Consider the following 14240-nt stretch of genomic DNA (forward strand, 5'->3'; position numbering starts at 1 on the left):
GAATGGCTGCTCAAATCATTTTCTGAGAATAAAAAAATAAATAGTATTTTTGCAGAAAAATAAATAGAAGCAATGCAAAATTTTAAACAAAATAAAACTGGAAAAAAGGGAGCTGTAAAGTTCTCTAAGGTTTGGAATATTTAAAAGAGTTGTCTTGCATAAAAAATAATCATTGTGGCAGGCTCTTTTCCGAAGAATCTGCCTTTTTTTATGTTAAAATGAAATTATGAATTCAAAAGAATTATTAAAGATTGCCCATGAGTTTGGCACCCCGGTGTATGTTTATGATGCTGAGTCCATCAAAATTCAATACGAAAAACTTACCTCTTCATTTTTAAAACATACTAAGTTCTTCTACGCAGCGAAGGCTTTGACAAATATCAATATCCTTAAGTACGTCAAGAACCTGGGAGCATCTTTGGATTGTGTATCTATTAACGAAGTTAAACTTGGGTTAAAAGCAGGTTTTCCGAAAGAAAAATATTGTTTACTCCCAATTGTGTTGACCTGGCTGAAATAGAAGAAGCAATGACTTTTGGAGTTCATATCAACATTGATAACATTTCTATTCTTGAGCAGTTCGGGAATAAGTATGGTAATACATATCCTATTCTGGTAAGAATAAACCCGCATATTTTTGCCGGGGGTAACTATAAAATTTCAACAGGGCATATCGACAGTAAGTTCGGTATTTCCATTCATCAGGTTCGTCATATCGAAAGAGTGATGAAAAGCACGAATCTGAATGTGGAAGGACTTCACATGCATACAGGAAGTGAAATTAAAGATCCGGATGTATTCCTGCAGGCTCTGGATATTATGCTGGAGCTTTCTGAGCATTTCCCGAACCTGAAATACCTGGATATGGGAAGTGGTTTTAAAATTCCTTATCAGGACAGTGAGGAAGAAACGGATGTGAAAACATTAGGCAAAAAAGTAGAAAAAGTAATTTCTGAGTTTTCAAAATCTACCGGTAAAAAATTTGAATTATGGTTTGAGCCAGGGAAATTCCTGGTGGGAAAAAGCGGATATTTACTGGTGAAAGCTAATGTAATCAAGCAGACGACCGCTACCGTATTTGTAGGCGTAAATTCAGGATTCAATCATCTTATCCGTCCGATGTTCTACGATTCTTACCATTTGATAGAGAATTTATCCAATCCAAAAGGAGCAGAAAGAATTTATACAGTAGTAGGAAATATCTGCGAAACAGATACATTCGCCTGGGACAGAAAACTGAATGAGGTAAGAGAAGGAGATATTCTTGCCTTCCATAATGCAGGAGCCTACGGCTTTGAAATGAGTTCCAACTTCAATTCAAGATTAAAACCTGCTGAAGTTTTATTCCTGGACGGAAAAGCTCATCTTATCCGTAAAAGAGATGAGTTTGAAGACCTGCTGAGAAATCAGATCGAAATAGTGATGTAATTCTCAAATATAATATATGACAGCCGCCATTTTGGGTGGCTGTTTTGTTTTAATTGAGCCTGTGTATGATTTGTTGATATTCTAAACCTATAAGGTTTGAGTGAAAATAAAAATAAACAATAAGCTTCCACCACAAAAATTACAAAGTTTTAACATTGAAACGGGGTGATAGTTCCAACTTTATTAGCTAAATTTGATAGAAGTAGGGATTTATACCCATTACAATTCTTATTTTTCATAAAAGAACAACCACCAAAACAGAGTAATTATGGCCAAAAACATAGCAGAGCAGATTGTTGAAATGCTCGAAAATGCCAATGTGAAAAGAATTTATGCAGTAACCGGCGACAGCCTCAACCATCTGAATATTGCTGTTAAAAAAAGCAGTATCCAATGGATTCATGTACGCCACGAAGAGGTAGGTGCTTATGCGGCAGCTGCAGAAGCTGAGCTGGATGGCCTGGCTGTATGTGCAGGAAGCTGCGGACCGGGACACGTTCATCTGATCAATGGGGTTTATGAGGCTCACCGCTCTCATGTTCCGATGCTGGTTATTGCTTCTACAATTCCCAGTGATGAAATGGGAATGGATTACTTTCAGGAAACCAATACAATAAAGCTGTTTGATGACTGCAGCTATTATAATCAAATGATTACAAGGCCGGAACAGGTACAGAGAACCGTTCAGACGGCTATTCAGCATGCCATTTCCAAAAAGGGAGTTGCTGTGATAGGCCTTCCGGGAGACGTATCGGAACTGGAAGCAGAAGAAGGAACTACTTCAGCGCAGATCTTTAAAACCAATCCTGTAATAAGGCCTTCGGACGGAGAGTTAAAAAGCTTGTCATCGCTTATAAACAATAGTAAAAAAGTGACTTTATATTGCGGAATCGGTGCTGCTGAAGCAAGTGAGGAAGTCATTGCATTATCAAAGCATTTAAAAGCACCTGTAGGATATTCATTCCGTGGGAAAATGGCTATTCAGCCGAATAATCCCAATGAAGTGGGGCTTACAGGGCTGCTGGGCTTTCCTTCTGCCTATCATGCCATGCATGAAGCTGACCTGGTGATTCTTCTGGGTACAGATTTCCCGTATCAGAAATTCATGCCTGTAAAAAATAAAATAGTACAGATCGATGAAAGCCCCGAAAGATTAGGAAGAAGAGCAAAGCTGGAATTGGGACTTACCGGCGATGTCAAAGAAACAATTAAAGCATTGCTTCCTCTGCTGGAAGAAAAAACAGATGACCATTTTCTGAATGAACAGCTTGCATTTTACGAAAAAGTAAAAGAAAGCCAGCTGGAGTATGTAAAAGATTCGGGAAAAGAAAATGCAATCCAGCCGGAATACGTTGCCTATACTTTAGATAAACTGGCTAAGCATGATGCTGTTTTTACAGTAGATACAGGGATGTGCTGTGTTTGGGGGGCAAGATTCATTACAGGAACCGGTGAAAGGAAAATGCTGGGATCATTTAATCATGGCTCAATGGCCAATGCGATGCCAATGGCTATCGGGGCGGCTTTGGCTCATCCTGAAAAGCAGGTTATTGCAATGTGTGGTGATGGCGGATTATCCATGTTATTAGGTGATATGGCAACAATTTTTCAATATAAATTACCCGTAAAACTGATTGTTTTCAACAACAGAGCTCTGGGAATGGTAAAGCTCGAAATGGAAGTTGGCGGCATGCCCGATAATGAAACAGATATGATTAATCCTGACTTTGCGATGGTGGCTCATGCAATGGGGTATCCGGGTAAAAACGTTCATCTGCCGGAAGATGTAGAAAGCGCTATCAAAGAATGCCTGGATTACAACGGACCCTATCTTCTGAATATTTTTACGAATCCTAATGCGCTGGCCCTTCCTCCGAAGATTGAATTTGACCAAATTATGGGAATGACCAAATCTATGGCACAACTGATGCTGGGAGGTAAAATGGATGAGGTTTTTGAGACGGTAAAAACCAATTACAAGCATATTAAAGGTCTGCTGTAAGGTCTAAGGGTATTTATTTCAAAATACATTCTGAACTCAGGATATTCATATTATAGAACTTCATACATTGTATGAAGTTTTTCTTTTTTATAACAGGGCTAAATATTTACCTTTGTTTATTATTAGTAAATTATGAGAACGATACTTTTATTTTTGGCCTTATGTGCGGTGAATTTTTCTTTTGCACAGGATCAGGAAGAACGTGATGACTCTTTTATCCGGGAAAGCAATAAAAATCTTTTAAAAATAGATATCAAAGAACCTTTTATGCAGGTTGCCGTGAAATGTACTGATTTTAAACCGGCAGCTTATGAAGGAGGCGTTGCAGCCTATAAAGATATCCTGAACAAATATATGTATGCATATCTGAATTCTGACTTCTATGCCCTTACAGGTGATTTTACGTTTACTCTGGTGCTTGATGATAAAGGAAAAGTAGTGGATGTGAAGGGAATGCCTAAAGTGGCCAACAGCGAAGTTTTCTTTGACGACATGCAGTATGTAGTAAGGCGAATCAAAAAAAACTGGTCTCCGGCTTCCTGTAACGGGCAGCCTGTGGCTTCACAGATTAAAGTTAAAATGAATTTCTCTTCAATCTCAACGGACATTGACTAATACCGATAAATGATAAAATATCTCTTGATTTTATCTAGGGGTTAAAGGATTATCACAAGAAACCAAAGCTCAGATTCAGATTCAACAAGGAGAAGACTTACTTATGATCATGATTAGAAAAATCCTACAGTTATTGGGATTAATTTTACTTTTTGCTGTAGGAAAAGCACAGACATTTGATCTCTCCGGGGGGATATGAGTCCTTATAAAGGAGGTGCTGAGCAGTTTTATAAAGATTTAAATACAATTCTGGTCAAAAATAATTCTGAACACTGCAATAACAGAATGTCTGAAATGTTTCTGGCTGAAATTGAAATCGAAAAAGGACAGGCAAAAATTATAAATAAGAATCTTTCTGATGATTGTCCTACCCGTATTTTTGTAAAGGCTTTTGAGGAGATCAATAAATTGAAAAAATGGAAAAAAGGCTCAGACGTACAGAGATCTGTTTCTATTATATTTTATCCGATTGATTACTTCGATAATTTTAAAGAAAATTACACTACTCAGGGGCTTAAAAAATACGCTGAATTTCCGGGAGGAATGGGAGCGTTTAGAAACAGACTGATCTCTAATCTTGAAAAGCAGAACATCAAGAATGCAGATGGGATAACAGCTGAAATACAATTTAAAATAAGTGAAAACGGGGTTTTAAACGATATTAAAATAGGACCTGAAGATTTGCAGGAAGATATCAGAAATAAAATCACAAAAGCTGTAGAGCAGATTACAGAAAAATGGGAACCGGAATCTTTTCGGGGGATGCCGTCAGTCTCTACTTTCCGGATAGCTGTAACTTTATGATTTTGTTAAAATAATACCGCTGACATTCTGTCACAATATTTTGTATCTTTGCAAACTTATCTGTTCGTAATTTACTATTGCGGGCTTTAAATTGATTATCGTGCAGGAAAAATATATAGACGAAACAAAGCAGGGCGAAGCTTTTGCTATTGCCGAAAGACCGGAAAATTCTAAAAAGCTGTTTTTAGAAAGCTATGGTTGTCAGATGAACTTCTCTGACTCTGAGATTGTTGCATCCATTCTTAACGAACAGGGATACAATACAACGATGAAAGTGGAAGAAGCTGATCTGATTCTATTAAACACATGCTCTATCCGTGAAAAGGCAGAACAAACGGTAAGAATGCGTCTTTCCCAGTTCAAAAATCTCAAAAAGAGAGACCGAATATGACGGTTGGGGTTTTGGGATGTATGGCGGAAAGATTGAAAACTAAATTCCTGGAAGAAGAACAACTGGTTGACCTTGTAGTTGGCCCGGATGCTTACCGGGACTTGCCTAATCTTTTAAAAGAAACGGATGACGGCAGAGATGCCATCAATGTAATTCTTTCCAAAGAAGAAACCTATGCAGATATCAATCCCGTTCGTTTAGGAGGGAACGGAGTGACTGCTTTTGTTACCATTACAAGAGGCTGTGACAATATGTGTACATTCTGCGTGGTTCCTTTTACCAGAGGAAGAGAAAGAAGCCGTGATCCGCACTCTATTATTGAAGAGTGTAAAGATCTTGCCAATAACGGATACAAAGAAATTACCCTTTTAGGACAAAACGTAGACTCTTACCTTTGGTATGGTGGCGGTCCTAAAAAAGATTTTGCCAAGGCATCTGAAATGCAGAAAGCAACAGCTGTTAATTTTGCCCAGTTGCTTGATCTCGTAGCTAAAGCTGTTCCTGAACTGAGAATCAGGTTCTCTACTTCAAATCCACAGGATATGAGTCTTGAGGTGTTCAGAATGATGGCAAAACATGACAACATCTGCAAATATGTACACCTTCCCGTACAAAGCGGAAGCAATAATATGCTGGCAGCGATGAACAGACAGCATACCCGTGAAGAATACCTTGATCTGATCAGAAAAGCAAAAGAAATTGTTCCGGAAGTAGCATTTTCACAGGATATGATTGTGGGATTCTGTAACGAAACAGAAGAAGATCACCAGGATACCCTAAGCCTGATGAGAGAAGTGGAATATGACTACGGTTATATGTTTGCTTACTCAGAAAGACCGGGAACCCCTGCACATAAAAAAATGGAAGACAATATTCCTGCTGATGTAAAGCAGAGACGCCTTGCAGAGGTAATTGCTCTTCAGGGTGAGCTCTCCAAACAGAGAATGAAATCCTATGTGGGAAGAGTACATCAGATTCTGATAGAAGGTATCTCAAAGAAGAATAAAAACCAATGGAAGGGAAGAAACTCTCAGAATGCCGTATGTGTCTTTGATAAGCTTGAAGGACAGAAAATAGGTGACATTGTGAACGTTTTTGTGTATGACAATACGCAGGGCACACTTTTAGGGAGAACAGCGGAATAAATGTAAGTTTTGATTAAAGCGGTTTATCTTTTTGCCCTGTTTGCTTTTGTTATGGCTTCCTGCCAGACAGAAAACAAACTGAAAAAGTATCCTGATACCGTAGGTGATATTGAGTTTGATAAAAGACAGGATGATCCTGACTTTAAAAAGTGCGGTTCAGAAAAATGGGGACGCGTCAGCTTTCAGTACTATCAGGGTGCAAAGCAATTTAGCTACAGAGGAGAAAAGATCGCAATCACTGAAAAACTTAAAAAGAAAATATATATTCAGAAAAAACATCAACGGTTATATTACCGTAAGATTTTTAGTAAATTGTGAAGGAAAGACAGGCCTGTTTAGATTACGGCATATGAGTCCGGATCTGAAAGATTCTGTGCCGGATGAAGAATTGGAAAAAAATTGCTGCAGTTTACAAAATCACTCGATGGCTGGATGCCGAAAGAGATACAAGGTTTAAAAGTAGATTATTATCAGTATTTAACCTATAAAATTGAAAATGGAAAAGTTTCAGAGGTATTACCTTAGCTTTTTGCTACTTATAGTTTACACCAATACTATTGCACAGGTCAACTGTAATGCAGTAGAGGGTGAGAACTGCAAAAAAGCGTGCGGGTTATACAACTGGGCTTCAGATTTACAAGGTTTCGCAGAATCCCAGGAAGGCTTTGATAAAGCTATTGAACTTTGCCCTGATTTCTCCCATGCTTATATGGAAAAGGCAGTTCCATATCTTAAAAACGGGGATTTCGTAACCTGGAAGATTCTGATTGATAAAGCAGTTGCCTTAGATCCCAAAACGTACCTTGGTTACAGAGGCTGGACAAAGTTTCAGTTTTTAAGAGACTATAAAGGAGCTGTTCAGGATTTAGAACAATTAAAAAAATATTACCCGGGGGACCCTGGAAGATCCCAGAATGGCGATTATAATCTGGATGTGGTAAGAGCCATGTCTTACAGTGCGCTAGGGGAGAAAGAAAAAGCCGCAGGGATTATAGAAAGGCTTCTGGCTACCAGAGGTTATGTGAAAGGAATGTTTGATCATTATCAGCTGGGAGTTACCTATTTTGAGCTGGGAAGATATGACAGAGCCCTGGAAAATTTTGAAAAACAAAGCAAAGAATACGACTTTGCTGAGAATATATACTTTAAAAGTAAAGTTTCTAAGATCAGAAACAAAGATTATTTGGATTTAAAAAAGTTAGCCTTACAAACGTATGATGAAGGAAAGACAATGAAAGATGTCTACACTCATCACTTTAACAAAGTCTACAGACAACAGATTGAAACGCTGTAGAAGATTAACATTAAATCAATAATCAAAAATTTACTTATGAGCAACGAGCTACAAAACATAAAAAACCGTTTCGGAATTATCGGAAACTTTCCTGCACTCAACCGTGCCCTGGAAAAATCTATCCAGGTTGCACCTACAGACATTTCTGTACTGGTGATCGGAGAAAGTGGAGTGGGAAAAGAGTTTATTCCGAAAATCATTCATTCAGAATCCAGAAGAAAGCATCAGCCTTATATCGTCGTAAACTGCGGGGCAATTCCGGAAGGAACCATTGATTCTGAGCTTTTCGGACACGAAAAAGGAGCCTTTACAGGAGCTACAGCTACAAGAAAAGGTTATTTTGAAGTGGCAGATGGCGGAACCATCTTTCTGGATGAGGTAGGAGAACTTCCTCTGCAGACCCAGGTTCGTCTTTTAAGAGTGCTGGAAAGCGGTGAATTTATGAAAGTAGGTTCTTCACAGGTTCAGAAAACCAATGTAAGAATTGTGGCAGCCACCAACGTTAATATGATGAAGGCCATCCACGACGGAAGATTCCGTGAAGATTTGTATTACCGTCTGAATACTGTTCAGATTGATATGCCGCCTTTAAGAGAAAGAAAAGGGGATATTCATTTGTTATTCAGAAAATTTGCAATAGATTTTGCTGAGAAATACAGAATGCCTGAGCTTGAATTGGAGCCGAGTGCAGTTCATTACATAGAAAGCTATTCTTTCCCGGGAAATATCCGTCAGCTAAGAAATTTAGTGGAACAGATGACCGTTGTGGAAAGAAACCGGAATATCACTGCAGAGAAGCTTGCTGAATATATTCCAATGGAAACACATCTTCCAATGGTGGTAAATAACCAGAGCACCTCAAAGCAGAATGATTTCGGAAGCGAAAGGGAAATTATGTATAAAATTCTGTTTGATATGAGGAATGATATTAATGATTTAAAATCCTTAACTTCGGAACTGATCAAGAACAGAGGAACTGCAGATCTGAGTAATCATGAGAAAAACCTTATTAACAGGATTTATACCCCTGAAAGTCAGTCGCAGATGAATTCCGGATCGTTATTATATTTTGAGAACAATAATGATACACCGACAGTTCAGACTCCTACAATTATTTCAAATCCTGAAGACAGTTACGAAGATGTTGAAGATATTGAAATTGAAGAAAACAGACCGGAATCTCTTTCTCTTCAGAATAATGAAAAAGATTTGATTATCAAAGCATTGGAGAAGCATAAGGGACGCAGGAACAGAGCGGCAGATGAATTGGGAATTTCACAAAGAACTTTATACAGAAAAATAAAACAATATAATCTGGAAGATTAAAATCAAAAATGAAGATTTAAGATTTTAAATAACAGGAAATACCACAAAAATGAATATCAGGATTAAAAATATCAGCCTGAAACAGTCGCTGCTAACGGTAATGCTTTTTGCATTGCTGGGAGTTTTAAATTCATGCTACAGTTTTACGGGATCATCTCTTACAGACGAGAAAACAGTTCAGATCAATGAATTTCCCAATAATGCACCTCTTGTAAACCCTGCATTATCACAGCAGTTTTCTACGGCAATACAAAACAGATTCCTTCAGAGAACAACTTTAAAGGGAACAAAAGAAAATCCTGATATCCTGATTGAAGGTGAAATTACGGACTATTCCATTACCCCTACCACAATCAGCTCCAATACCCAGACAAATCCTTCGGGCGGAGTAGTTCAGCAGGCACAGAATAAACTTACGATTACAGTAAAGGTACATTATGAAAATAAAATTCATCCGGATGCGAGTTTTGACAGAACGTATTCTGATGAAGCTGCATTCAACAGTGATGTATCTCTAAGCCAGATCGAAGACCAGCAGGTAAAGCTGGTGACAGATAGAATTATTAATAAGATATTTAACGACATTGTAGCGAATTGGTAAGATGAATCCGAGAGTTTTAGAATTAATAAAAAATCCGAAAAATATTCAGTTGGAAGACCTTGGTCTTTTGAAAGAAGAGATTCACACTTTTCCTTATATCCAGAATATCAGGGCGCTCCATCTGTATGGAGTGCACCTGTACGAAAAAGAGAACTATCAGAAAGAGCTTTCTACAACAGCGGCCTATACTACAGATAAAAAAATTCTGTATCAGCTGATCAACGGAAAGATCAGGCAGGAACCAAGAGCTGAAATTGCTGAAGAAAAGAAACCATCTAAAACAGTTGAAAAGCCTGCACAACTGGCCCCGAAAACGAAGTCTTTTCCTATTAAAAGAGAAGAAGAAGTTGCGGCAGAGAAACTGGCAGAAGAGAAGGAAAAAGCAGGTGTTTTACCCATTGCACATGAGGTTAAGCATATTTATGTAAATGGTGAGCGAAACAGGATTTTATTTGAAGGAGAAGAAAATTTCCTGAATGAACAGACTTCTGAAACAATAGATATTGAATCCACTCTGGAATCAGGAACTCTGGTGACGCAAAAGGCTGAGCCAGCAGAACAACCTGTTCAGAAATCAAAAGAAGAAATACAGGCTGAAACAGAGGAAAAGGCAGGAGAAAACTTTACTCCGGAAACGATCATTCATGAAAATCAGATATCTTCAGAGAAAGAAGAAGAAAAAATTGAAGAAAACGAAAATACAAGCTTCCATGAAGTAGCACCTTTATTGCCTGAAGAAGACATTGAAAATAAAATATAGAAAAACCTGCTCAGCAAAAAGCAGAACATGCAGGAGAAAGCTTTACACCGGAAATCATTATTGATGAAGATCAGATTTCAAAAGAAGGAAATAGTAATGAAGAAACGCATTCCGCAGATATATCTGATGCTGAAGTAAGCTTCCATGGTACCGATTCATTTATGCCGGACGTTAAAATCCAGGCAAATAATGAGGAAACTATTGAGACCGTTGAAATTTCCCAGCCGAATGTTAATAAACATGAAGAGGAAATGAGACGTCTGATCGAAGAGGTTGAGAAAAAGATGAAGGAGACTAAGTCTGTTTCGCAAGAAGAAAAAACAGAGCCTGAATCCGTTGAAGATCATGAAATTAGCTTTGCTGAGACCCAGAGTTTTCATTTTTGGTCAACAAGCGAAGAAAAACTTGAGCAAATCAAAGAAGAGCCGGTACAGGAAGAAATTATTGAAAACCAATTGCCTGTAGATGAAAATGTTGTCGTTGAAGCTGCAGAAGAAAAAGGAGAAAAAGTACCTGAAGTTCAGTCAGCATGGAAACCAATGAGTGTAGAATCTAATTTGCCGGATTCTTTAATCAATAAATCTGAAAAAGTATCAGTTCCAGAAATAAAAGCTCCGGCAGAAGAAGTAACTCCTGTTGTGGAACGCAAAGCTGTTATAGAAGAGGCACAGCATGCTGAGGCCGTTGAAGATGTTAAGACAGCTGCTCAGGAAGAAGTTCAGCAGTCAGCAGAAACTCAGGAAGAATCTGTATCAACTGAAGCCGTTGAAGAAGAAAAAACTGAAACAGAAACCTTAAAAGAAGATGTTCCTGTAATGAATGTTTCATTCTTCGGAACCGATATTTCTACACTTAAAGTTGAAGACAAGCAGGAGGAAAAGAAAGAAGAGCCTGTGGAAAAAGTACAGGAGGTAACTATGAAGAATACGACTCAGTCACCAATAGACAGCAATGTTCCCGGTTTTATCAATACATGGCAAAGCTGGCTGAAGATAGACAGAAAGCAGGAAATCGAAAAGGAAAAGTCGGTAATTAAAGAAAAGGCTATTGAAACCTTTATTGAAAATAATCCGAGAATCAGTCAGTTAAAAGAAGAAAGTACATATGTAGTAAAAGAAAAGAATGACGATATCTCGCATCTGATGACAGAAACACTGGCTAATCTTTATTTTGAACAGAAATTATATACAAAAGCAATAAAGGCGTTTGAAATATTAATCAAAAAGACTCCTGAGAAAAAAGAATATTTTGAATCCAGAATTCAGGATATTAAGGATTTCAGAAGTAAAAATTAAAAATAAAAGGTACTGATCAGAACAGTACCTTTTATTTTTATAAACTCTGGGAATCGTTTTTACTTCCTTTCAGCTTTTTCCAGGCCTTCCGTCCAAATACAATAACAAGAATTAATGTAATTACGGCGAAGATTGCAGCAATAACAGGAGCGGCCATTGCGAGAACAGACATAAGACCTGCACCTGCAGTTTCTGTTGTTCCTACCACAGAATTCCCCAATCCTCCGGTAGTGGCTGTAGAGGCGGCCCGTATTCCTGCAAACCCGGAACTGATGGTAGCTGCTGTACCTCCACCGGCTATTAAAGCCAATGCCCATTGCGGAAAGGTTCCGAGCTCAGTAAACTGACTGGCAAATAATATAGAGCCGGCAACCGTTGCCATAGGAATAGATACGGTGTCCAGCAAATGATCAATAAAAGGGATATAATAAGCCAGAATCTCAACAATGGTGGCTATTCCGGTGGTAATAAGCGTTGGCAGGCCCGCAAGCCATTCAAAATGCTCATTCATAGGGATCCAGTTGAAATAAGAGGAAATGCTTACAATAAACATAGGGAGAAACACCCGGAAGCCCGTAGCTGCAGCGAGTCCAATGCCGATAAATGCACTGATGATATAAGAAAAATAGGGAACATTGTCTAACATATTAATTTTCAGATTTATTGTTTTCCCTAAATTACAAAAACTATATGATATTAAGTGCTGCTAATTTTTAAGCCGGGGCCCAGTGATGTGTGATGTGAACTTTACTGTTCTTGAATAAAAAAAGCATTGGTGCAATCATCTGTATTTACCCGTGTCATCCGTGGAAAAATAAACTTCAGCAGAATTTTATTAATATCAGATCATTGAAAACAGATTATTTTTTCTGCGCTTCACAAAGTTTGATAAACTGAGCCTCCACATCCTGGAATTTTGGGGGCATATCAGAAGAAACCCAAAACAGCATAGCCATTGTTTTCTTTCCGAAAGATTGTTTAAACAGTTCTTTATTCAGCCTGTAGCATTCTCTCAGCAATCTCTTGATACGGTTCCTGTGAACAGCCCGTTTAAAATATCTTTTAGATACAGAAACACCAAATTTTCCTGATGATACAGGAAGACCGGGCTTGTCTTTCAGAATGATAATTCTCAGATTTCCGCTGGTTCTCCATTTGCCTTTCTCAAAAAGCAAACTGATCTCCGTATTTTTTTGAGCTTTTCCGCTCTGGGATATTTGGAATTCTGCATTAATCTTTTTTCTTCACTAAATGATTAATTACTTCAGCTGCAGCATACAACCCGAAAATGGCAGGAATAAAACTGATAGTACCGTAGAATGACTTTTTGAAATTACTCCCGTCAGTCATCTTAAGGCTTTCCTCTTTCTGGATTTCATTGGAGAATACACATCTGAACCCTTTATTGATTTTTCTTTCTTCAGCCTTTTTCTCACCTGTTTTGCAAGGAAACAGTTGTGGGTTTTACTGATGTCCCTTACCATTACCATGCTTGGGTCGGTTTTCCCTCCTGCGCCCATTGAGCTTACAATCTTGATTTTTCTTCTTCTTGCAGCTTTTATCAAACAGATTTTCGGCGTTACGCTGTCGATACAGTCAAGGACATAATCGAACTTTCCGGAATCAAGCACTTCATCCATCCTTTCCGGATTCAGGAATTCGTTGATTTTGGTTAAATGAAGCTCCGGGTTGATGTCAAGAAGCCTTTCAGCTACCACTTCTACTTTATGCTTTCCAACTGTAGAGTGTAGTGCAGGAAGCTGTCTGTTGATGTTTGTAATATCTACCGTATCACCATCCACAATGGTCATATTCCCTACACCGGCTCTTGCCAGAAATTCTGCGGCAAAAGAACCTACCCCGCCTAAGCCTACAACAAGTACATTGGCTTTGGTCAGTTTATCCAATCCATCTTCCTTTATCAAAAGTTCAGTTCTTTCCAGCCAGTATTTATCCATTTTTTATTGTGTGTAAATTTTCTAAAATTTGTTCATTGAGTTGTTCCAAAGAAATTCCTTTTATTTCCGAAACCTTATGGTACAATTCTTCGATGTTAAAATCTTCATTGTCAGTTTCTAAAAAGATCTTGTCTGATGGAGTGTTTTTCAAAATATCCTGCAAAGATAAATTATACAAAACAGCTTTTCCAAAACTCAGGTAAAAATTATTGGAAAGAAGATCTTCCGCAATTTGACGCTTTTTATTAAAACCATGGATGATCATAGGCTGTTCCGTCCTCTTTTTAAATGAAATGACCTCATAAAATTTTCTTACACAATGAATAATCAGAGGTTTTTTTACTTCATTGGCGATCTTTATCTGTCTTAAAAAAACTTCCTCCTGGATTTTCTGGTCCACAGAAACCAAAGAATCCAAACCACATTCACCAATGGCAAAACAGTTTTGGAATATCGTGCTTTTCATCCGGGAAAACTGCTCCTCTATATTGTTAACGTCAATATCCTGCGGGTGAATTCCGATAGAATAAGGAAAATTAGGTGGCATCTGGCCGATCTCCAGGTTATAAATTCCGTTTCTGATATATTTCTTATGATGATGAAAATCAAAAAAATCCATAT

The 14240-nt window shown here is 38.1% G+C and carries 13 protein-coding genes and 3 pseudogenes; 12 read left to right on the top strand and 4 right to left on the bottom strand.

What is annotated here, in order from left to right; all coding sequences use genetic code 11:
• Nucleotides 1-226 precede the first annotated feature (226 nt).
• From lysA to OWR28_RS24630, 12 genes and pseudogenes are all read left to right on the top strand, one after another.
• A pseudogene (gene lysA / locus OWR28_RS24575) lies at nt 227-1428 on the top strand (diaminopimelate decarboxylase).
• 268 nt (nt 1429-1696) lie between these two features.
• A complete protein-coding gene (locus tag OWR28_RS24580; RefSeq protein ID WP_332388892.1) occupies nt 1697-3430 on the top strand; it encodes a thiamine pyrophosphate-dependent enzyme in 1734 nt (577 codons plus the stop codon).
• Between the two features lie 132 nt (nt 3431-3562).
• Nucleotides 3563-4045: a hypothetical protein gene (locus tag OWR28_RS24585; protein ID WP_332388893.1), complete on the top strand. Its 483-nt coding sequence runs from the start codon at nt 3563-3565 to the stop codon at nt 4043-4045.
• Nucleotides 4046-4240: 195 nt separating this feature from the next.
• Entirely contained in the window at nt 4241-4849 is a 609-nt protein-coding gene (locus OWR28_RS24590) for a hypothetical protein (RefSeq protein WP_332388894.1), read from the top strand.
• A gap of 100 nt (nt 4850-4949) precedes the next feature.
• A pseudogene (gene miaB / locus OWR28_RS24595) lies at nt 4950-6385 on the top strand (tRNA (N6-isopentenyl adenosine(37)-C2)-methylthiotransferase MiaB).
• Between the two features lie 9 nt (nt 6386-6394).
• Nucleotides 6395-6703, top strand: a complete 309-nt coding sequence (locus OWR28_RS24600) for a hypothetical protein (RefSeq protein ID WP_332388895.1) — start codon at nt 6395-6397, stop codon at nt 6701-6703.
• An 81-nt stretch (nt 6704-6784) separates the two neighbouring features.
• The gene (locus OWR28_RS24605; RefSeq protein ID WP_332388896.1) at nt 6785-6910 is read left to right on the top strand and encodes a hypothetical protein; all 126 of its coding nucleotides are present in this window, start codon (nt 6785-6787) and stop codon (nt 6908-6910) included.
• The gene (locus OWR28_RS24610; RefSeq protein WP_332388897.1) at nt 6882-7679 is read left to right on the top strand and encodes a tetratricopeptide repeat protein; all 798 of its coding nucleotides are present in this window, start codon (nt 6882-6884) and stop codon (nt 7677-7679) included. Before OWR28_RS24605 ends, OWR28_RS24610 begins: the two co-directional genes overlap by 29 nt.
• A 36-nt stretch (nt 7680-7715) precedes the next feature.
• Nucleotides 7716-9005, top strand: coding sequence for a sigma-54 dependent transcriptional regulator (locus OWR28_RS24615; protein ID WP_332388898.1), 1290 nt, complete (start codon nt 7716-7718; stop codon nt 9003-9005).
• Between the two features lie 49 nt (nt 9006-9054).
• Nucleotides 9055-9606 carry an LptE family protein gene (locus OWR28_RS24620; protein WP_002983999.1) on the top strand — a complete coding sequence of 184 codons (552 nt, stop codon included), beginning with the start codon at nt 9055-9057 and terminating at the stop codon, nt 9604-9606.
• Nucleotide 9607: 1 nt separating this feature from the next.
• The gene (locus tag OWR28_RS24625; RefSeq protein ID WP_332388899.1) at nt 9608-10366 is read left to right on the top strand and encodes a DUF8458 domain-containing protein; all 759 of its coding nucleotides are present in this window, start codon (nt 9608-9610) and stop codon (nt 10364-10366) included.
• 161 nt (nt 10367-10527) lie between these two features.
• Nucleotides 10528-11661, top strand: a complete 1134-nt coding sequence (locus OWR28_RS24630; protein ID WP_332388900.1) for a hypothetical protein — start codon at nt 10528-10530, stop codon at nt 11659-11661.
• Nucleotides 11662-11698: 37 nt separating this feature from the next.
• On the opposite strand, the gene OWR28_RS24635 is transcribed toward OWR28_RS24630, so the two are convergent.
• The 4 genes and pseudogenes from OWR28_RS24635 to OWR28_RS24650 form a co-directional block, all read right to left on the bottom strand.
• On the bottom strand, nt 11699-12307 hold the full coding sequence (locus OWR28_RS24635; protein WP_332388901.1) for a DUF4126 domain-containing protein: 609 nt from the start codon (nt 12305-12307) through the stop codon (nt 11699-11701).
• Between the two features lie 214 nt (nt 12308-12521).
• Nucleotides 12522-12836: a ribonuclease P protein component gene (gene rnpA, locus OWR28_RS24640; RefSeq protein ID WP_332388902.1), complete on the bottom strand. Its 315-nt coding sequence runs from the start codon at nt 12834-12836 to the stop codon at nt 12522-12524.
• Nucleotides 12837-12891: 55 nt separating this feature from the next.
• Nucleotides 12892-13619: pseudogene (locus tag OWR28_RS24645) on the bottom strand (tRNA threonylcarbamoyladenosine dehydratase).
• Nucleotides 13612-14238, bottom strand: coding sequence for a TatD family hydrolase (locus OWR28_RS24650; protein ID WP_332388903.1), 627 nt, complete (start codon nt 14236-14238; stop codon nt 13612-13614). The pseudogene OWR28_RS24645 and the gene OWR28_RS24650 overlap by 8 nt, the downstream one beginning before the upstream one ends.
• Between the last annotated feature and the right edge of the window lie 2 nt (nt 14239-14240).

It is taken from the genome of Chryseobacterium sp. 1B4, assembly GCF_036631475.1.
GTDB lineage: Bacteria > Bacteroidota > Bacteroidia > Flavobacteriales > Weeksellaceae > Chryseobacterium.